The following is a 19210-nucleotide window of genomic DNA, read 5'->3' as shown; positions in this document are numbered from 1 at the left end:
GTTTCCGCCGGGGCGGTCCTGCCGTCGGGGCTGACGGCGGGGCGCGGGAGCGGCACAATGCTTCTGCTTGCGTGACCGCGCGGCTACACAGGGGGCAGCATGGCGGCGTCGTCGGCCGACGGGGCGGACAGTTCGTTGTACGAGCGGGCGAGCGACCTGCACCGGCGGGGGCGGCCCGAGGAGGCGTTACCCCTGCTGGAGGAGCTGCTCCGGGAGGAGCCCGACGATGTCGCCGGGCGCTACGCGTTCGGTATCTGTCTGACCGACACGGGGCGGACCGCCGAGGCGCAGGTCCAGTTCCGCCGGGTGCTGGACCATGATCCACGGCACTATCAGGCCGCGTACCGCCTGGGCCGGCTCCTCCAGGCCGACGCGGATCCGGCGGGCGCGGCCGAGGCGTACCGGAAGGTCCTCGCGGTGGCCCCCGACTTCCGTGACACGGCCGCCAGGCTGAGAGCCTGTCAGGATCCCGCGGGTGCCACCACACACGTGGCTCCTCCTCCGCCCGGCGGTCCGCCCGTCGTCGGCAGGGCGCTCACCCCGGGGCCGCCGACGCTCCGGTCGCAGTCCGAGGCCCACCGGGTGGCGGACCGCGGGCGGCCGGGCATGTCGGTGAGGCTCAAGGCCCGCCATCTTCTGATCGTGATCGGGAAACGGTTCCTGGTCGCCGCCGTTCTGACCCTGGCCGTGCCGCTCCTCGGCAGGGGCAGCCTGATGGGGCCTTCCGCGTTCCTCGTTCTCGGTGCTCTGGTGGCGTGGGTCTTCTTCCTCTCCTCCCTCGTCCTGCTGCTCGTGAGGCCGCGGACCGACGGCGCCGACTTCTACGAGTACGGGGTCGACGTGAAGTCCGGATTCGTCCGGCGCAGGGTCCAGTTCATCTGGTACTACCAGATCGTCGAATCGCCGGGCTACGCGCGGACGCTGGGGACCTACCTCACCAATACGGCCTCGCTCACGCTGCGTTACAACGAGGCGGGGGCCTCCTCCACGCGGACCGTCGAGCTGACGGGGATCGGCACACCGAAACAGGTCCAGGAGATCGGGCGGTACGTGGAGTCCAGGACCTTCCCCGAACGCCACGTCGTCAGGGGCCCGTGGACCTGAGCCCGTTGTCCGTCGCCCGGCGCCGGACAACATAGATCGCCGGACAGCGCGCTCGCCGAGACTGCGTCGCCCGAGCCGGTGCCGACGCGCGGTGAGGCGGTGGCGTCCGACGCGGGTCCGTTCCCTCAACCGCGTGAGGCCGTCCCGTGCTCTGCTCGGAAGCAGGGGACGGGGTGCGTCCGCGCCGGCCGGACCCCGGCCGCCCGCACACCGCCGCCGGGAGGTCTCCGACGGGCACGGTCGCGGCAGGGACACCCGTCCATGGACGAGCCCGTACGCCGTAACGGCCGCCGCGGGAACGGCCGTACGACGGGAAGGGGCACCAACCGGCCCCGCACGGGTGTTCCGTCGCTCGGCGGGTGAGCGGGTCATGCCATCGGCTCGGACGGGCCCGGGAAGGCGAAGCCGTCGAACTCCGTCGCCACGGTGCCGGTGTCCGGGGACGCGGGTGCGAGGTCCGGCGCGGGACCGGAGTCGGGGCAGCCGCCGTCGAAGTCGAACGCGGTAGCCCCGAACCCCTCTCCCGCCAGGGGGTGTCCCGGAGCCGCCGTGTCACCGGACGCGGACGGCACCTGCGTCTGCGACTCCTCGGCACTCCGCACGGGCGCGGTGGGCGGCGCGTTGGGTGGAAGGGGCCCGTCCGCCGTCCCGGCGCCTGGCTCCCCGTCGTCTACCGCCGTCCCGCCGAGGTTCCCCGTGCCCTCCAACTCCTGTGCCACAGTCGTGCCCTGGGGCGGGGGCGGGGGTCCCGCGAACTCGCCGGAGCCGCCCGTGGGCTCCATCGGTACGTCGTCCGAGCCCATGCCCTGGTCCGCCCGGTCCCCGCCGCCGGGCCCGGCTCCCGAAGGCCGTGGCCCGTCTCCGTACGGAGACGGGCCGGTGTGGTGGGGCGGGTGCGGGCTCATCGGGGCCTTGCCGGGGTCCAGGGGGTGCGGGTGCGCGATCTGCGGCGGGAAGCCGCCGTCCGTCCCGGGGTGGGAGGGGGCTCCGGAGCCGACATGGCCTCCTGGATGCGGGGTCCCCGCCAGCTCCTTGCCGGGAAACGTCCCCATCGGCGCGGCGCCCTTCCCGGTCCAGTCGGCCGCATGACGGTCCACCGGTCCGGGTTCCGTCGCGGGCCGCCCCACCGGCCCGGCGTCCCGGTGCCCCGCGGGCGTTCCGGTGCCCTGCGCGCCCGCGGAGGCGGGCTGCTGATGTCCCGAACCGCCGTCGGGGGCGGCCGCCCCGGCGTCGTGAGGCGGTTGGGTAGTGCCCGGGGGCGCCGGGTCGCCGGGGTCCGCGGTCGCGTCGGTGTCCCCGGCGGGCATCCCGTCGCGCCCGCCGGGTGGCGTACCGGAGCCGGCCGGACGGCCGTCTCCGCCACCCTGCCCGCCGGTGCCTCCCGGGCCCGCACCGCCGGAGGGCGGGCCGGATGCGGGGACGTTCCCTGCCGGGGGAGTGGTGCCGGGGCGGGGCGGGGCACCGCCCGCCGCCGGACGTTCGCCGAAGGCGCCCGTGCCGAACCGCCCGCGGCGCCCCGAGGACCCGGTACCCCGCATCCACCCCCGGCTCCAGCCCCGCCACCCACCGCCTCCGCCCACCACGACCGCCTTCCCCCATGACGTACGACGCCACCGACTCCCCCCATCCTGGGTCAACGGAGCCCGGGTTGTCACCGGGCACGTCGGCCGGCAGCACCACGGTGCCGGTGCACGGCCGGGCGCCCGGCGCCCCTTGCCGAACAGGCGGGAGGAGCTGTGATCGCCCCCAGGGGCTGGGCGGTGGTACGGATCCGGTCCGCGCCGACTGCCCCGGCACGACGGGGCGCCGCATCCCGGCCGCGGCCCGGAGACGGGCAAGACCTCGTACGGACGCACCTCCCGAACCAGCGTTGGGTCGGCCTCCGCGCCACCGGATCGCCCGGACCCGGCTCGCCGGCCGGAGGCTCCTCGCCGTGACCGGCTCACGGGTCGCCGCGCCGGTGGAGACCGGCGCGTGCCGCTGGGACGATACGACCCATGCGCAGCGATGTCACTCTCCGCCCACTCGACGACGATCTGCTCCAACAGGTCCTGGACACCGCCGTGTCGGACGCGGACCCCCTGGAGGTGATGCCCCCGGTCGACGGACCCGGCGGATGGACGGATGCGCGCCGAGCCGCCTTTCTGAGGTTCCACCGGTCGCGAGCGCTGGCGGCGGTGCCGGTCGAGAGCAGTTACGCCGTCATGTCGGGCCCGGCCGTCGCGGGGGTCGCCCGGCTGTTCCCGCTGGACGACGAGCGGCACACGGCCGAGGCGGGGATGTGGATCGGGCGCTCCCACCGCGGCGGGGGCATCGGCCGTACGGTCTTCACCCTGCTGCTGGGCGCCGCCAGGGCCGAGGGATTCGACTCGCTCCTGGTGTGCACATCACCCGGGAACACCGCCGTCCGGCGGATCCTCGCGGAACGCGGCATCGCTCTGGCGCGGGAGGGGGACACCCTCCGGGCACGGGTGGACCTGCACCACACCTCGGGATGACCACCGGTTCCACCGGGGCGGGATCACGCACCCACACCGTCCGTGGCACGGGGGAGGGGCCGGAGCCCGACAGATCGCCGTGGCAGGGTGCTGTCATGCCCTTCGATCACAACGACCACTACCATCCGCTGCTGCTGCGCCAGGTGCCGCCGCGCCGTGGTACGGCGCTGGATGTCGGCTGCGGGACGGGCCGGTTCGCCCGCAGGCTCGCCCGCCTGGGCATGGACGTCGATGCGATCGACCCGTCCGAGGCGGTCATCGCGGAGGCCCGTGCCCGGTCCGCACACCTCGACCGCACGCCGGACACCAGGAGCCCCCGGTTCCGGCACGCGGACGTCACCGAGACCGAACTCCCCTCGGGGCACTACGACTTCGTCTCCTGCCTGGCGAGCCTCCACCACATGCCGTTCGACACCGTCACCACGCTCCGCGACGCGCTCGCGCCCGGCGGTGTGCTCGTGATCCTGGGGTGCTACCCGGAGAAGAGCGCGCTCGACCTCGCGTGGAGCGTGGCCGCCGTCCCGGTCAACGTCGCCGCCCGGCTGGGCGCCGCCGCATCCGACCGGCTCCGCCCGTCGTCCGCCTCCGTACCCGCGACCGGGCGCGGGCGGGTCAAGGCACCGGTGAAGCAGCCGACGATGCCCCTGCCCCGGATTCGCAGGGAGGCCGCGCTGCTGCTGCCCGGCTGCCGTGTCCGCAGGCTGCTGTTCTGGCGCTACCTTCTCGTCTTCCACAACAACGGCTGACCCAACAACGCCTGACACAACAACGGCTGAACGGCGGACGGGCGGCGGACGCCGTACGGTGCCGCGGGTGTCCGACGGCGGCGAGGAATCCTCCGTCCCTCACCTCTGCGCGCGGCGGTTTCAGGTAGGGCGGCATCGCGTCCGGGCCGGACACGGCCGTACAGCACTCCCGGATGCGCCCGCGTGCCCGGCGCCGGGCCGGTCGGCTGAATCGTCCACCCGGGCCGCCGACCGCACCGCGAGCCTGCCCAGCTGCGCGGGGTCCTGCGCGGCGGTCGCCTTCAGCGGACCGCCGGAGTCGCCCCGCGGCGGCCCTGGGCCAACCGGGTGCGAACGGCCGCCCGGTCGGCCCCACGTCCGCACCGTGACGGGATACGGATCCGGGCCGGGTGGTCCAGTGGCCGAAGGCCGCACAGGACCCCGGGCGCCGACACGACTCCACCCTGGACGCCCCGGAACGCACTCTGGAGGTTCGGATGGAGCCACTCATCGCCCTGGTCGTCGGATTCCTGGCGGCCCGGCTGACGGGGCTGGCCGGTGTGGAGGCACTGGACGCCTGGCAGCCCGCACTGCGCGTCGGACTCGCGCTGATGTTCCTGTTCACCGGCTTCGCCCACTTCCACCCGAAGTTCCGCGTGGACCTCATCGGCATGGTCCCGCCGAATCTGCCCCGGCCGGACCTGCTGGTGTCGCTCACCGGCGTCCTCGAACTGGCGGGCGCGATCGGCCTGCTGATCCCGGTGACGGCGCCCTGGGCCGCGGGCGGGCTGATCCTGCTCTTGATCGCCATGTTTCCGGCCAATGTCTCCGCCGCCCGGAGAGGGGTGGCGCAGGGTGATCCGCTCGGTCCCCGTACGGCCCTCCAGGCCGTATTCATCGTGGCGGCGGCCCTCACCATCGCGTGAGGCGACCCGGGTGCCCCGACGCGTCCGCTCCCGAGGCACTCGTCCACCGGGAGACCTCCCGTCCGGGAGCCCGTCTCCCGCGCGCGGCCCTACGGCCGAGAGGCCCGTCCGCCCGGTCGGAGGCTCGGTCCGGCGTGTCAATGGTTCTGGCATTTTGTCCTGATATAGCTACTATCCGTGATGGATCGCTGCTGGGAGCAGTCAGGCCCAGGGGGCGGGCGTTTCTCGCGAACCCGCGTTGACCGGAACTCCGAAAGGCAGACACCTCACGATGCTCAGCACCGACTTCGTCACGGGCTCCCCCAACTGGCTCGACCTCGGCAGCCCCGACACGGCGGCCTCCGCCGAGTTCTACGGCGCCGTCTTCGGCTGGGACTACCGGTCCGCCGGGCCCGACGCCGGCGGCTACGGCTTCTTCCAGAAGGACGGCCGTACGGTCGCCGCGCTCGGACCGCTCACAGAGGAAGGCGCGAGCCCGGCCTGGACGGTCTACTTCCGCACCCCCGACGCGGACGCCACCGCCAAGGCGGTCGGGCAGAGCGGCGGGACCGTCCGGGTCGAGCCGTTCGACGTCATGGACGCGGGGCGGATGTCCCTCTTCACCGACCCGGGCGGTGCCGACTTCGCCGTATGGCAGCCCGCCGCGGTCAAGGGCCTGGAGACGGCTTCCGAACACGACACGCTGTGCTGGGTCGAACTCCACGCCCCGGACCCGGCCGCCGCGCGCGCCTTCTACCGCTCCCTGTTCGGCTGGCGTTCGCAGGACATGGAGATGCCCGGCATGACCTACACCGTGCTGTCCACCGCCGACGGCGATCAGGAGGACGCCTCCTTCGGCGGTCTCGCCGCACTCCAGGAAGGCATGGAACCGCTCTGGATCCCCTACTTCGACGCGGCCGACGCCGACGTCGTCGTCACCAAGGCGCAGCAGCACGGCGGATCCGTCCTGATGCCCGCCGCCGACGTTCCGGAAGTCGGCCGGATCGCCTGGCTGGCGGACCCCTCCGGCGCGCCGTTCGCCGTCATCACGCCGGCACCCCAGCCCGCCTGATCATCCAGCCCGCCTGATCCCCCGCCGCACACGTGGGCTCCGTGCGGCTTCCGTTTCATGTGTACGTGGGCGGGCGCCCTGCCCGCACGCCCCAGGCGTTCCGACGGCCGCGCCGCGTACGACGGTGTGGGGCCCGGCCCTGGGGCACGCGTGCGTCCCGCCGGACCCGCGCCGATTCTCCGGCACCACCGGCGGGCCCCGCTCGCGGACGACGGCGCTCCCACTCCCGCGCCGCCGCGTCCGCTCCCGGCGGGCGCTTTCCCACGGGCGAGGGCAAGGACACACCGGCCTCGCCGTGGAGCGCCGGGAACCGGACCCCGGCGTGACCCGGGGACACCGAGCCGGCCGGCGCACCCCCGTACCCCCGGGGAGGTCCCGCATCAGGAGGCGGGACAGGCGGTACGGACGGTGTTCCGCGCCCGCGGGTCACGGTTCCCCGGTGGGCAGTGCGCCCAGTCGCCCGCCGCCCGTTGGGCACGCTGTCCCTTGCCTGTGTTCCGGAGAGGGATCAGCCTGGACTCCCGGCCCCCGGCCGCGCCCGGTTGTCGGCGGTACGCACGCGGGGCTACGGAGGCGGGGCGCGGCCACCACCGCGTGCCGGAGACCCTCCACTCAGGCCCGCCGGGGCCCGCTGTGTCCCTGAACCGCGAGGAGAGGCATGCGCATCGAGCAACGACTCGCCGAGAGGGGACTGGTGCTCCCTGAACGGATGAAGCTGCCCCCGGGCGTGACCCTGCCCTTTCCCTGGGTGCGGATCCGCGACGGCCGCGCCCATGTCTCCGGCCATGGCCCCCTGATGCCGGACGGGTCACTCCCCCCGCTGCTGGGCAAGGTCGGTGCCGAGGTCACGGAGGAGGAGGCGTACGAGGCGGCCGCATCCACGGCCCTGGCGGTCCTCGCGAGCCTGCGGCGGGCACTCGGAGATCTGGACAGGGTCACCGCCTGGCTCCGGGTCTTCGGCATGGTCAACGCCGCGCCCGGCTTCACCCGGGCACCCGCGGTGATCAACGGGTTCTCCGATCTGATCCTCGATCTGTGGGGGCCGGAGGCGGGCGGCCACGCCCGCTCGGCGGTCGGCCTGGCGGAACTACCCTTCCGCGTACCGGTGGAGATCGAGGCGGAAGTCGCCCTCACCTGACGGGTGGTGATCCCCGCGGCGCGCCCACCCGCGCCCGCCGTGCCACCGCTGCCTCCGCTCCCCGACGGCGCCTCCCGCAGGGCCTCGTGGCGACCGCACCTCGGCGCCGTCACGAACCGGCCGTCGGGCGGATGCGCGCCCAGGGCCCTGTGGCGAGTACGGCGTCCAGCGGCTCGTCGAGGCGCTGACCGGCAACCACCGGCAGGCGGCCACGGGCTGGGCCGTGCGGCTCGGCAGGGCCGCCGCCGGACCGTCCACCACCGCCGAGCGTCAGGCGGCCACCGCGGGCCCGCTATGACGGATGTCCCGTCACCACGCCCGGTATCGCCCGGCACGCGCCCCGGCGGGCCGCCTCGGGGTAGCCGGCTACTCCGGCCCGTCACCCTGCTTGAGCGTGCGCAGGGCCCTGCCGAGCCGGTCCTGGAGGGCCTGTGGGGTGAGGGCCTGGAGCAACGGCAGGATCACCGTGTACCGGCCGGACCTGTCCAGCGCGTCGAACGCCTTTCGGGCCTCGGGGTCCGCGTCGAGCGCCGCCGCGAGAACGGGGGGCACGGTCGCCTCCTTCTGCGACGCGTACGCCCTGGCCCAGCGCCCGTCCTCCTGGGCCTTGCGCACCTCGGCCAGCCCGGGTTCGCGCATGCGTCCCGCGGCCGTGAGCGACGCGACCTTGTCGACATTGACCCGCGACCACAGGCTGCGGGGCCTGCGCGGCACGTACTTCTGCAGGTAGTACTGCTCGTCCAGGGACTTCCGCTGCCCCGAGATCCAGCCGAAGCACAGCCCGATGTCGACGACTTCGTCCTCGGTGACCGACGCGATGCCGGACTTCTTCTTGGCCATCTTGATCCACACACCCTCGTGCCGGGTGTAGTGCTCGGCAAGCCAGTCCTCGAACGCGCGGGCGTCCGGGAAGGCGATGATGTCCACTCCGTCGAGCTGATCCATGCGCTCCAGGCTATCGTTGCCCGCCTCTGCAGGGCCTGCCCGGCATCGGGTGACGGCCCCTCGGCGGGCGCCGGCACACCGACCCGGCCGCCGGGACACCCCGCTGCCGTGCAGCCGGCGCCACGGCACGCCGAGGAGGGCCCGCGGCCCTGTCGGGCGGGGCCCTCCTCTCATCCCCCTGCGGGAGTGGTTCAGGCGGTACCGGCCTTGCCCTTGCCGGGTTCACCGCGCTTGTTCTCGATGTCGACGACGATCGGCTCGTCGGCGTTGTCGGCGGTGATGGTGTAGGGGCCGGTCACGGGGTTGTCGGGGAGGACGTAGCCCTCGGGGACGTCGGTCTCCTGGAGGTAGTAGGTACCGGGGCCGAGCGGTGCGAAGAGGCAGACGCCCGCGTGGTCGGTGGAGCAACCGGTGCCGACGGCGGTGTCCGTGGGAGTGCCGTTGGACGCCTTCGTCTGGAGGCCGGGAACGCCGTTGGTCTCGCGCCACAGCCGGAACACCGCGCCCGCGAGCTTCTTGCCGTTCTTCGCGTCGGTCTTACGGACCTTGATCCTGCCCTTGACGAGGTCGTCGGGCGCGGTGACGGTGATCCCGTTCGGGACGGTCGGGGTGAAGGGGCCGTAGACCGGGTTGGCGGGCAGGCGGTATCCGTCGGGGGGTGTGGTCTCCCGCCAGTAGTACGTGTCGACGGGTACGAAGCGGCCGCAGACGCCGTTCGCGGGCGTGGTGCACGCGAAGAGGAAGGTGTCGGCGGGGGTGCTGCCGGACGCGGTGGTCTGGAGGCCGGGGACGCCGTTGGACTCCCGCCACAGCTGGAACACCGCGCCCGCGAGCGGCGCTCCCGTACCGCCATCGGTCTTGAGGACACTGACCGCCCCCTTGACGGGGGTGGCCGGATCGGAGGGGTGCAGGGCGGCCGCGGGCGGTGCGGCCAGCGCCAGGGCCGCGAGGCCCGCGCCGGTGGCCACGGCGAGGGAGCGCAGCCGTCCGCCGGTGTGTCTCGCACGATCGCGGCGCCCCCACGAACCGGTGCCGTCGCACACTGTGAAGCGGCATCGCTGCCGTGGTGAGGGGGCATGTCGGCATCACAACCGGCGATCGGGGTCGGCGCGCTTCGGTCACCTGTCCCGTGCGCTTCTTCACCCGGCCATCGCACACGCGGTCGGCCATCCGGACAGCGGGCGCCCGCCGGGCCGGACCGCCGGGACCTTGGCCCCGGACAGCCCGACTCCTCCCCGCGGAACGCGCGTTCGCCGGGGGCATGCTTTCTTCCGCGGGGCGCGGGGCCCGGCGGCGTACGGGCGAGTCCGCGTTCACCGGACCCGGACACCGCCCACGCGGCGAGAGCGGGGCCGGGTGGCGTCGACCCGGGGCGCCGGGGGTGTACCCCACCCGGTCCCTCGCCGCGTGCCTGCCGCGGCGGGGTGCCGGAAGGTGGGGAGCGTGGATGTCGACGCCGCACCCGCGTGTGCGGCCGGCCCGGGAGCGAGGCCGCCGGCCGTCGGCTTGCCTGACCCTTCGGCGCAGGGCGATCGTTCGCAGGGTCTTCGGCAGGTGACAACACGATGCGCCGCCACTGCCCTTCCCCGGTCGGCGGCGTGTTCGCGGGGCGTTCGCCGTCGTTGCCCGGGGCTGTCCCGGCCGGGGAGGCGCCCGTCCGGATACGCGTCCGGCCGCACGGGCCGAGGCCGGGGTCCTCGACGGGCGCCGGGCCACCGCGCACTGGCAGCGGGCGGACGCCTTCCGGGCCCGCTTCCCCTCCGTCCGGCTCGAAACCGGACGTGCTGTTCGTGGACGACGGTGACCTCCTCACCGCCGCAGGGAGCGCGGCCCGCGCCCGACCCGGGGCTGCATGTCGTCCGCCGTGACCACGGCGCGGAGACCGCCGACTCGGTGAGCCGGCGGCTGGTGTTCGCGGCACACCGGGACGGCGGGCAGCGGCAGTTCGTGGAGCGCCCCGTGCCCGACCCGCCGGACGAGTCCCCGGCACCCGGCCCGGCCTGGGCCCGCGAACGGCTCGACACACCCCTCACGGTGCCGGACCTCGACGCCCGCGCCGACGGCCGACCCGGCGAGACGCTGCACCTCCATGCGCAACTGGGCACCACTCCGCCGACCTGGCTCATGGGAGAACGGATCGCCCTCGCCTGCCGGCTGATCGAACGGGGTGGGACGCGCTTTGAGGCGGTCCCACGGCGCAGCGGGCTCGGCACCGCCGCCCATCCGCGCACGGTGATGCGCCGTGCGACGGGTGTCACGCCGTCGGCGTACCGGCGCCGGTTCGGCCCTGAGACGCGTTGACGGAAGGCGTGGTGCGCCGGGCTCGTCCGTCCGCGCGGCCTGTGTGGTGGGCCGTGCCGCGCTCTGTGGCGGACGCCCCTGCCGAGGACAAGCCGTTCGTCCTATGACCGACGTGGCCCGCAGATGCCGTTCCGGGCTGGGGGTCGGTCGGCCCAGACTGGCGGTGCCGATCCGGACCGGCGCGACACCAAGCTCCGTTGTACCCTCCGAGGGAGATTCCCATGCCCCGTTCCCGACCCCGCCCCTATGCAGAGATCCGCGTCGGCGGGCTCCGGATCACGGCCGAACGGCTGCCGGTACGGCTCCTCACCGCGCTGGCGGCAGCGGTGACGTCCGGACTGGGCACCTGGCTGCTGTCCGGCCGCTGAGCGGCGGCCCGTACCCCGGGGAAGCCGGCGGCCGTGTGGTGAGCGGACTGTCGCCGCCGACGTCCCGACACCCAGGGCGGCACTCCTCGCCGCGGGTGACGCAGGCGCCCCACGGCGGTCGTACGAGACCGTCCGCGCGCCGTACGGGACGTCCGGCCCTTGCACCACGGGTGCGGCGGGGCGGGGTCGGCATCCGCGGACCGGGCCCACCGGCTCGGCACCCGCACACCAGCGGCCGGCATCGCCCGTGTACGGGAAGGCTCTGCGGGCATCGGCCCGGCCCGCCGGGACGGGGAGCGGCCACCGTGCCTCCTCCACGCGGAAACCGTGTGCCCGTGAAGGGCCTGCTGGTTAGGGTGGGAGACGTGATCGACTCGACCTCCGTCATCCGGACACTTCTGCGGGACGGCCGGGACGGCGTTTCCTGGGAGCCCGTCACTTCGGGTGAGTCCGGTGCCCGTGTGTTCCGTTCCGCCGACGGGTCGCGCTACGCCAAGTGCGTATCCGCCCCGGGGACGACCTCGCTGGAGGAGGAGCGGGACCGGACCGACTGGCTCCACGGCCGGGGTGTCCCGGGCCCGCCTGTGCTGGACTGGCGCGTCAGCGCCGACGCCGCGTGCCTGGTGACCGGCGCCGTGGAGGGCATTCCCGCCGACCGCGTCCCGGCCCGGTCGCTCGACGCGGCGTGGGGGCCGATCGCGGACGCCGTGCGGCGGCTGCACGATCTGCCCGTTCGGCGGTGTCCCTTCAGCCGCGATCTCACCCGGATGTTCGCCGCCGCGCGCGATGTTGTCGCGCGGGGTGCGGTCAATCCGGAGTTCCTGCCCGTCGAACAGCAGACGACACCTCCCGGCGTGTTGCTCGCCCGCCTTGCCCTACAGCTCGAACGGCGTCTCGAACAGGAAGCCGCCGAGACCGTCGTCTGCCACGGAGACCTCACCCTGCCCAACATCATCCTCGACCCGGAGACGTCGGCGGTGCGCGGTTTCATCGACCTCGGACGCCTCGGACGCGCCGATCCCCACGCCGATCTCGCTCTCCTCTTCGCCACCGCCCGCGAGACCTGGGCCGACGGCGCTCGATCGGACGCTGCCGAGGACGCCTTCGCCCGGCGGTACGGGATCGCCGTCGACCGGGACCGGGAGCGGTTCTACCTCCATCTCGACCCCCTCACCTGGGGATAGCACGGCCGGAGCGCGGCGCGCCGCCCCCTGGGGGACATGCGAATTCCCGGTATGTGTCCCTCCGCGGGTGACGCGTTCCCTGGCGTGTTCCCGCCGTGCCCCGCTGTGCCGAGGCCCTCTGGCAGCCATACTTGCCGCGGCTCTGCTGTGCAGCCGATGCGACCGACAAGGAGGCCCGCGGTGACCGCACGTCTACGGAACAGGGTGAGGAGTCTGGCGGTGATCGGCGCCTGTACGGCGCTGGTGACCGTACTCGGACCGGCCCCGGCGGCGTACGCCGGAGGCTGCACGGGCTCCCTGTGCTCGGGGACCGCCAACGACACCGCACAACCCGTCCTGGTCGCGCGCAACTGGTGCGTGGGCGGGACGTCCACCGGAGACACGACGACCACGACACCCGTCTGTTCCTCGGGCGGGGTGGCGCAGGAACAGCGGTGGATCGGCGGCAGTCACCGCACTCCGCAGAGCGAGGACTGGGACACCTTCCGGGTGGACGCGGGCTGGTGCTACACCGTCGAGTTCGACGGGTACTTCTGGTGGACCGACTTCACCAGAACCTACAACCGGACAAGTGCGTCGGCGGTGTGGGTGAAGGTCTCGAACGACTACACCGCTCATATCAAGAAGCAGGACCACGGCCGGTGCACCTGAGCGCCCCGACGGGATCGCTCCGACGTGACCGCCCCCGGCCGGCAGCGGTGCTGTACGGCCGGGCACCGGCACCCCGCCGTACCTCACCACGTCCATCGGCCGGAGCACACCGGACAACGGACCGTCGGACCACCCCGACGGAAGGGCCGGTCCGTGTGCGGCCGGTCAGCCCTCGGTCCACCCGTGGTTCTTGCTGAACTGCAACAGGCCGACGCGGATCTGCAGGATCTGCTCCCCCGTCAGTGAGGGCGCCGCCGAGAGCAGGACCTCGGTCACCTCCTGGATGTACTCGTGCGCGCTGAGGACATCACACAGGGAGTCGTCGCCGTCGGTCACTCCGGCCGGGCCCGGGAGGGACGCCGTCACAGGTGTCAGGGGCCCGCCCTCGGCGCCCTCGGCGATCCGCACGGACGACGCCTTCAACCCGCGGTCGCCCTCCTCGATCTCGAACTCCACGGCGAGGCCGGTGCGTACGTACTGCTCGGGGAACCGCAGATCGTTCACATGGAGGAACACGTCCTCGCCCTCGTGCTCCGGAGCGATGAATCCATAACCCCGCGTACTGTCGAACCGCACCACACGACCGGCGACCACGCCACCCACCCCCAGATGAAAACCAGACCTCTTGCCCAGCAGGGCACCCTGCGGCCTTACGATAGGCCAGGACGCCCGGCGGGGCGAGTGACCACCCTCTGCGGCACACCGGTCCGGCCATCTGCGACCACCCCGTCCCGGCACTCGCGGCGCCCCGCTCGTACTCTGCGCCCGCCCGGGGACCGCCCTCCGCCCGTGCGGGCGCGGCCCGGAGAGGTCGTCCGATCACGGGAACTCCCCGCGGCGCAAGGGGACACAGCAACCGGAGCACGTGATCCGGAGGGTACGGAACCCCGGAAGGCCGGTCCTTCGGCAGCCACGACCGCGGTCCGCGGCCGCGGGGCGCGCCTGTTCGGCCTGCGCCGACGGCGTGCCGGCCGCCGGCGCAGACACGGCGTCAGGTCTGGGCGCCACCTCCGCCGATCAGGATGTCGCCCAGCTCGCACCAAGCGGTCGACGTCCCGCCGGAGGGGACGAGGGCGCCGAAGTTCCGGTAGGTCTCGATGTCACCCCTCTGGCAGCTGACGAACGCGCGGAACGGGTGGCCTTCACAGGTGATGGCCAGCCCTTCGCTGCCGCCGTTCGACAGGAAGACGTAGGTGCACGGATCGGCCGTCACCGCAGGCGCGGCAGTGGCCGGTCCGGAAGCCGCGACGAGCCCGCTCGCGCCCAGGGCGAGGGCGCTGAACAGGGCGGCGACAGTACGTCGGGTACGCAAGACGAACCTCCAGTTGGATGGATCTTGAGGGCCCACACCTTCCGTCACTCACAGTGCGGAAGCGGGCGCACAGCGAGATCACTATGCCGTAACCGCCCCGGCGGACGTCACGCGCTGCGACCGCCGTCTCCGGTCGCCCGGCCGGGTGCCTGGGCGCTCCCACCGCCGCCCGGACCACGCGACGCACGGGGAAGCGGAAGGGGCCGCCACGCCCCGGCGGGCCCGTGACCTGCGACGACCGCCGGGATGCCGGGCGATCCTCCGCTGCCAGGATCCGCCTCACCCGGCCCGGGCGGCAGTGCGCTGAGGCCGCTTTCCGTACTGTCGCACCGTCAAGTGCCGTACGCCCAAGGTGGGTTCACGGTGTGTCACCCGGTTGACCGGACAGGGCCGCCGGTCGCGTTCCCACGGGTCCGGTAGCCCGCCGTGGACCACACACGATCGCGGGCAAGCGCGGTGGCGTGTGCGGGGGAGCCGAAGAGACGGACGCGGGGCGCAAGGCTCGCTCAGGGAGCGTGCCCTGAAAGGAACGAATCGACCGCGGCGACCCGCTGTTCCCGGTCTCCCGCGGGAATGTCGATCAGTTCGTAGCCGAAGGCCCGGTAGCTCTGCTCGTGGATCCTCTCGAACTCCAGCGACTCCCTGAATCCGATACGGCGGGCACGGGTCGGCTCACAGAACCCCAGGTTGCGTACGAAAAGCACCTGGCACTCGTAGATCCCCTCGGCGGTGATCCGCTCGATCTCCGCGCTCAGCGCGCGGGACACCGGCCGCCCCAGATAGGTGGCGAGGGCGTGGGTGCAGACGGGCGACCGGTCGAACACCTGGACCGGGCCGGTCGCCGGAGCCTGCGACTGCCGTTGCCTCTGCAGGGCGACGACTTCGTCGACGAAGGACTCCCGTGTCCACGGCTCGTCCTCGCCCCGAGCCTGCGCCTGCGTGATGAGCGCGGTCGCCGCCTCCTCGACGACTCCGTAGCCGAGTCGGGCCAGGCCGCGCAGGATCGACGTCTTGCCCGCGCCCGGCGTGCCGGTGAGGATGTACCTCCGCATGATCGGAAACCTTTCGTCGGTGGTGGGGCAGTCCCGCTCCTGCCCCGGAGGCGCCCTGTGCGCGGGCGCACGGGTCCGAGGCGGTGGTGTCCTGGAAGAGGGGAACGCCGTGCGAAGAGGGGAGAGCTGTGCGGGAGAGCGGACGGCCTCGAACGGCTCTGCGCCGGAGTTGTCCCGTCCCACACGGTGAGGAGGCGCGAGCCAACGGCCCGAGGCCCGTTGCCCAGCGTCACGCCGACCCGTAAGACAGCCTAGCCCCACTGTCCAGCGGCCCCGCCCCGGCCTCTCCCGGCGTCCGTGGCGGCACTCCTCGGCATCGGGCCCGGGCCGTTGCGCGCTCCGGTGGCCGGATGCCCGGGGAACCACGGCGATGCGGACCGCGCGGCCGGACGGGGCGGCCGCGTGACTCCGGAAGGAGCGGGGCGCGGGGGCCGTCCGGGGGAGCGGGCCGCGCCGGAGACCGGGCCGGGGCCGGCGGCGTCCTAGCGTGCGGTCCATGAGGACTCTGTGCAGGCGCGGCCGGCCGGCCGCCGCGGTGCTGGCGGGCCTGGCCCTCGCCGTGGCCGCTTCCGCGACTCCCGTCACCGCCGCGACTCCCGTCACCTCCCGGGCTCCGGACGGCTGGCTGCGCACGGGCGAGGGGATCACCGCGGGCATCAGCGGTACGGCCGTGCTGGCGCACGGAGGCGACGGCACCGACGTGCTGGTGGTGCACGACAACAAGCGCGCCGGGGAGCGCCGCCTCTCCCGGATCCTTCTCACCCCCGGATCCGCCCCCCGCACCACGGAGCTGCGCTGGGACGGTGATCGGCTCCCCGTCGACCTGGAGGCCCTCAGCGAGGTCCCCGGCCGGCGCGGGGAGTTCGTCGCCCTGGAGAGTTCGGGCCACGGCTACCACCTCCGTCTGGAGGACGGCACCTCCGCCCGGGTGGTGCGGGAGTTCACCGTCCCCGGCGTCGCCGCGGGCGACAACTACGAGGGCTTCACCCTCACCGGTCGCACCGGACGGCTGGTCGCGCTGTGGGCGCACCGCGGCCAGGACGAGGACCCCGCCCTGCTGCACACCGCGTTCCTCGACTGGCAGAGTCTCTCGTTCGGTCCGCGGCACACCACGGCGGTCCGTGTCCCCTACCCCCGCGAGGATGTACGGCACATCAGCGACCTGGAGGTCTCCCCCTCCGGCAGGGTCCTCGTCACCTCGGCGTCCGACCCCGGAGACGACGGCCCCTTCGACTCGGCCGTCCACCACATCGGCCGCGTCAACCCGTATGGCCCGCAGGTGGTGGCCCCCATCCTGCCGACGCCCTACCTGGCCTTCCCCGGCCACAAGATCGAAGCCCTGACCTGCGACGACGGTGTCCCCGGAGTGCTGGGCACCGACGACGAGAACGCCGGCGGCTCCGTACGCACAGCCGCTGTCTGCGGGGCCTGACACCCCCGGGGAACCGTCCGCGCCGGAAGCGGGGCCGCGGGCGGGAGCACCCGGTGAGAGCGGCCCCCGGCGCCCGGACCAGTCGGCCGCGTACCCCACGCGGGGCCCACTGCCCCGCCGTGCCCGCGCGGGCACGGCGCACGCGTCCGGACGTGGCGGAGTACCGTCGGGAGGCGGGAAGGCCATGCGGCTTTCCGTCTTCCGACACGTCGACCGCTCGGACGCTTCGGCGTTCGGATGCCTCGCCCCGAGGAGGCGGGCGCGCGGACTGGAGGTGGACCGGAGATGGATGCGGAACGTGCCGGCCGTATGGTGTCGGCATTGCGCGCCCGCGGGGTGATGGCCCACGTCGTGGAGGCGGGTGTCTACGAGGTCGGCATCCGTGTGGTTCTCGACCAGGGGATCGAGGCGCTCTGGGACGTGGACGGAGCGGCCGGGCTCGACGCCGAGATCGTCGGTGAGGGTGTCCTCATCGGCTTCGTCCCCCACGTCCCCGGCTCCGAGAACTTCACCGAGCAACAGCTCGTGGACACCATCGCGACCACGATCTACTCGGCGGAAGGGCTCCACCCGCCGGCGGACGCGCCGGCACCGACCGCCGCGCCGCCCGCCGCCGAGGACACAGCCCGGGCCGCCACCGAGGACACCGACCGGCCCGCCGCGCCTCCTGCGGGGACACCCGCGGTCGCCCGCTACCAGCGCCGCGCCCACTGGATCCGGCGGGACCGATGACGACGGCCCGGGGCGCGGGCCGTCCGCCGGCGGGCACCACCGGGCCCGGCCGCCGTCCCGGATTCAGTGACCGGGCGTCAGGGCGGTGGAGCCGATGTACTCCTGGGTCTCCTCGGCGGGAAGCCGCACGGACTGCGCCCAGTAGTAGATCAGCAGGCTGAACACGCCGATGAGCACCATGTCCCACCACAGCGGAATGGCGTCGGTCGCACCGCAGGCCACCGTCGCGGCCGGTCCCGCGCTGCAGTAGCCGCCCTGCCAGGAGAGCAGGCCCATGCCCACGAGATACACCGGCAGCCACTGCGCCGAGCGCCAGTCCATCCGGGGGACCCTCGGGTTGAGCCGGAGCAGAGCCGAGCCGCCCAGCAGCAGGTACCCGAGCACGATCGCGACACCGAGCCGCCACAGGGTGTCCCAGCCCGCCCAGTAGATGATCAGGTTGGACACGACGAAGGCGACGGGGGCCCAGAACAGGCCGGCGGGAAGGCGGTACGGACGGTACCGGTCCGGGTCCTGTCTGCGCAGGCACCCCAAGGCGAGAGGCGCTCCCGCGTACATCAGCACGCTCGCGGACGTGACGAAGCCGACCAGCTTCTGCCAGGTGGGGAACGGCAGGAACACGATGAGCCCGACGAAGAAGGCGAAGAGCAGGCTGAACCACGGGACCCCCTGCTTCGTCGTACGCTCGAAGACGGCGGGCACATAGCCGTTGCGGGACAGGCCGTACGAGACCCGGGAAGCGGCGGTGGTGTAGATCAGGCCCGTCCCGGTCGGCGAGATGACCGCGTCGATGTACAGCAGCGTGGCGAGCCATCCGAGCCCGACGGTCAGGGCGAGGCCGGCGAACGGGCCGGCCTTGTCGGGGAACGACAGGTTGGCCCAGCCGTTGGCGAACGCGCTCTGGGGCAGCGCCGCGATGAACACCACCTGGAGCGCCAGATAGATCAGGGCACCGACGAGGATCGAGCCGATCACCGCCCGCGGGATGTCCCTCGCGGGATTGCGGCTCTCCCCGGCCAGCTGGTCGGCCTGCTCGAAGCCGAGCAGCGCGAAGATGATGCCACTGGTGGTGACGGCGGAGAGCACGCCCTGTGCGCCGAACGGGGCGAAGCCCTGGTGGCCGAAGTTCTCACCGTGGAACGCGGTCACGGCCAAGGCGACGATGGTGACGACGGGGACGGCGACCTTCCACCAGGTCGCCGCGCTGTTGGTGTGGGCGAGCCACCTGATGCCGAGGAAGTTGACGAGGACGAAGAACGCCATGAAGGCGACGGCCAGTCCGTATCCGGCGGCGGTCAGGTGGTTCTTGCCGGACTGCACCCAGTCGGCGTGAACGCTGAGGTAGTTCAGTGACGCCATGACCTCGATCGGTGCCGTGGCGACGGCCTGCAGCCAGGAGAACCAGCCGAAGGAGGCGCCGGCGACGCTCCCGAAGGCGTAGTGCGGAAAGCGCGCGGTGCCGCCCGCGACCGGGTACGCGGCTCCCAGCTCCGCGTGGACGAAGGCCAGGACGATGATGGCGGCGGCCCCGATCGCCCAGGAGAGGAGGGCCGCCGTCCCGGCCGCCTGCGCGGCGTACAGCGCACCGAACAGCCACCCCGAGCCGATGATGGATCCCTCGGAGCTCCAGATGAGGCCGATCAGCCCGATGTCCCGCTTGAGACCCGGGTTGCGGGACACCTCGGGGGCGGTCGCCTTCGGCATCGGTGTGCCCCCTCGTTCCGGTGATGAACAGGACGCGGGCCGTACGCCGGGCGTCTGCTGGACCTCTCCCTTTATGTCCCGATCACC

Annotated in this window: 18 protein-coding genes and 1 pseudogene; 12 read left to right on the top strand and 7 right to left on the bottom strand. The window is 73.4% G+C overall.

The genetic code is table 11. The features are described 5' to 3' along the window. Nucleotides 1–99 precede the first annotated feature (99 nt). Entirely contained in the window at nucleotides 100–1104 is a 1005-nt protein-coding gene (locus tag ACFYT4_RS21240) for a tetratricopeptide repeat protein (protein ID WP_389271018.1), read from the top strand. Between the two features lie 368 nt (nucleotides 1105–1472). On the opposite strand, the gene ACFYT4_RS21235 is transcribed toward ACFYT4_RS21240, so the two are convergent. After that, complete coding sequence (locus ACFYT4_RS21235) at nucleotides 1473–2201, bottom strand: hypothetical protein (RefSeq protein ID WP_389271015.1); 729 nt, start codon at nucleotides 2199–2201, stop codon at nucleotides 1473–1475. Nucleotides 2202–3101: 900 nt separating this feature from the next. Here ACFYT4_RS21235 and ACFYT4_RS21230 point away from each other — a divergent pair. The 5 genes from ACFYT4_RS21230 to ACFYT4_RS21210 all read left to right on the top strand — a co-directional run bounded on the left by ACFYT4_RS21230 (nucleotide 3102) and on the right by ACFYT4_RS21210 (nucleotide 7442). Then, nucleotides 3102–3602 carry a GNAT family N-acetyltransferase gene (locus ACFYT4_RS21230; protein ID WP_389271012.1) on the top strand — a complete coding sequence of 167 codons (501 nt, stop codon included), beginning with the start codon at nucleotides 3102–3104 and terminating at the stop codon, nucleotides 3600–3602. 95 nt (nucleotides 3603–3697) lie between these two features. Further along, on the top strand, nucleotides 3698–4348 hold the full coding sequence (locus ACFYT4_RS21225; RefSeq protein WP_389271009.1) for a class I SAM-dependent methyltransferase: 651 nt from the start codon (nucleotides 3698–3700) through the stop codon (nucleotides 4346–4348). Nucleotides 4349–4824: 476 nt separating this feature from the next. After that, complete coding sequence (locus tag ACFYT4_RS21220) at nucleotides 4825–5253, top strand: DoxX family protein (protein ID WP_389271006.1); 429 nt, start codon at nucleotides 4825–4827, stop codon at nucleotides 5251–5253. A 271-nt stretch (nucleotides 5254–5524) separates the two neighbouring features. After that, nucleotides 5525–6304 (top strand): VOC family protein, encoded by a 780-nt coding sequence (locus ACFYT4_RS21215; protein WP_389271003.1) that lies wholly within the window; start codon nucleotides 5525–5527, stop codon nucleotides 6302–6304. Nucleotides 6305–6962: 658 nt separating this feature from the next. Further along, nucleotides 6963–7442: a RidA family protein gene (locus ACFYT4_RS21210; protein ID WP_389271000.1), complete on the top strand. Its 480-nt coding sequence runs from the start codon at nucleotides 6963–6965 to the stop codon at nucleotides 7440–7442. Between the two features lie 366 nt (nucleotides 7443–7808). Here ACFYT4_RS21210 and ACFYT4_RS21205 read toward each other — a convergent pair whose 3' ends face one another. Together ACFYT4_RS21205 and ACFYT4_RS21200 are read right to left on the bottom strand one after the other, a co-directional pair. After that, nucleotides 7809–8387 (bottom strand): YdeI family protein, encoded by a 579-nt coding sequence (locus ACFYT4_RS21205; RefSeq protein WP_389270997.1) that lies wholly within the window; start codon nucleotides 8385–8387, stop codon nucleotides 7809–7811. A gap of 191 nt (nucleotides 8388–8578) precedes the next feature. Next, nucleotides 8579–9355 carry a collagen binding domain-containing protein gene (locus ACFYT4_RS21200; protein WP_389270994.1) on the bottom strand — a complete coding sequence of 259 codons (777 nt, stop codon included), beginning with the start codon at nucleotides 9353–9355 and terminating at the stop codon, nucleotides 8579–8581. A 713-nt stretch (nucleotides 9356–10068) separates the two neighbouring features. Between ACFYT4_RS21200 and ACFYT4_RS21195 the strand changes: the two are divergent. The 4 genes and pseudogenes from ACFYT4_RS21195 to ACFYT4_RS21180 all read left to right on the top strand — a co-directional run. Next, nucleotides 10069–10688: pseudogene (locus tag ACFYT4_RS21195) on the top strand (helix-turn-helix domain-containing protein); the annotation flags it as partial. A gap of 221 nt (nucleotides 10689–10909) precedes the next feature. After that, the gene (locus ACFYT4_RS21190) at nucleotides 10910–11056 is read left to right on the top strand and encodes a hypothetical protein (RefSeq protein ID WP_389270991.1); all 147 of its coding nucleotides are present in this window, start codon (nucleotides 10910–10912) and stop codon (nucleotides 11054–11056) included. A gap of 365 nt (nucleotides 11057–11421) precedes the next feature. Then, a complete protein-coding gene (locus ACFYT4_RS21185) occupies nucleotides 11422–12240 on the top strand; it encodes an APH(3'') family aminoglycoside O-phosphotransferase (RefSeq protein ID WP_389270988.1) in 819 nt (272 codons plus the stop codon). Between the two features lie 180 nt (nucleotides 12241–12420). Continuing rightward, nucleotides 12421–12891 (top strand): hypothetical protein, encoded by a 471-nt coding sequence (locus ACFYT4_RS21180; protein WP_389270985.1) that lies wholly within the window; start codon nucleotides 12421–12423, stop codon nucleotides 12889–12891. Nucleotides 12892–13056: 165 nt separating this feature from the next. Here the strand turns inward: ACFYT4_RS21180 and ACFYT4_RS21175 are convergent, their stop codons facing one another. From ACFYT4_RS21175 to ACFYT4_RS21165, 3 genes are all read right to left on the bottom strand, one after another. Continuing rightward, the gene (locus tag ACFYT4_RS21175; protein ID WP_389270982.1) at nucleotides 13057–13485 is read right to left on the bottom strand and encodes a cold-shock protein; all 429 of its coding nucleotides are present in this window, start codon (nucleotides 13483–13485) and stop codon (nucleotides 13057–13059) included. A gap of 397 nt (nucleotides 13486–13882) precedes the next feature. Then, the gene (locus ACFYT4_RS21170) at nucleotides 13883–14203 is read right to left on the bottom strand and encodes a hypothetical protein (protein ID WP_389270979.1); all 321 of its coding nucleotides are present in this window, start codon (nucleotides 14201–14203) and stop codon (nucleotides 13883–13885) included. A 506-nt stretch (nucleotides 14204–14709) separates the two neighbouring features. Next, complete coding sequence (locus ACFYT4_RS21165) at nucleotides 14710–15255, bottom strand: ATP-binding protein (RefSeq protein WP_389270976.1); 546 nt, start codon at nucleotides 15253–15255, stop codon at nucleotides 14710–14712. A gap of 496 nt (nucleotides 15256–15751) precedes the next feature. Between ACFYT4_RS21165 and ACFYT4_RS21160 the strand changes: the two genes are divergently transcribed. Next, nucleotides 15752–16687, top strand: coding sequence for a hypothetical protein (locus tag ACFYT4_RS21160; protein WP_389270973.1), 936 nt, complete (start codon nucleotides 15752–15754; stop codon nucleotides 16685–16687). A 285-nt stretch (nucleotides 16688–16972) separates the two neighbouring features. Next, nucleotides 16973–17419: a hypothetical protein gene (locus ACFYT4_RS21155; protein WP_389270970.1), complete on the top strand. Its 447-nt coding sequence runs from the start codon at nucleotides 16973–16975 to the stop codon at nucleotides 17417–17419. 63 nt (nucleotides 17420–17482) lie between these two features. Here ACFYT4_RS21155 and ACFYT4_RS21150 read toward each other — a convergent pair whose 3' ends face one another. Continuing rightward, the gene (locus ACFYT4_RS21150) at nucleotides 17483–19123 is read right to left on the bottom strand and encodes an APC family permease (RefSeq protein ID WP_389270967.1); all 1641 of its coding nucleotides are present in this window, start codon (nucleotides 19121–19123) and stop codon (nucleotides 17483–17485) included. Nucleotides 19124–19210: the final 87 nt, after the last annotated feature.

Source organism: Streptomyces sp. NPDC004609, from assembly GCF_042873655.1.
In the GTDB taxonomy this organism is placed as follows: domain Bacteria; phylum Actinomycetota; class Actinomycetes; order Streptomycetales; family Streptomycetaceae; genus Streptomyces.
Note: the sequence above shows the minus strand (reverse complement) of the source record. Positions and strands in the feature narration are given on the sequence as shown.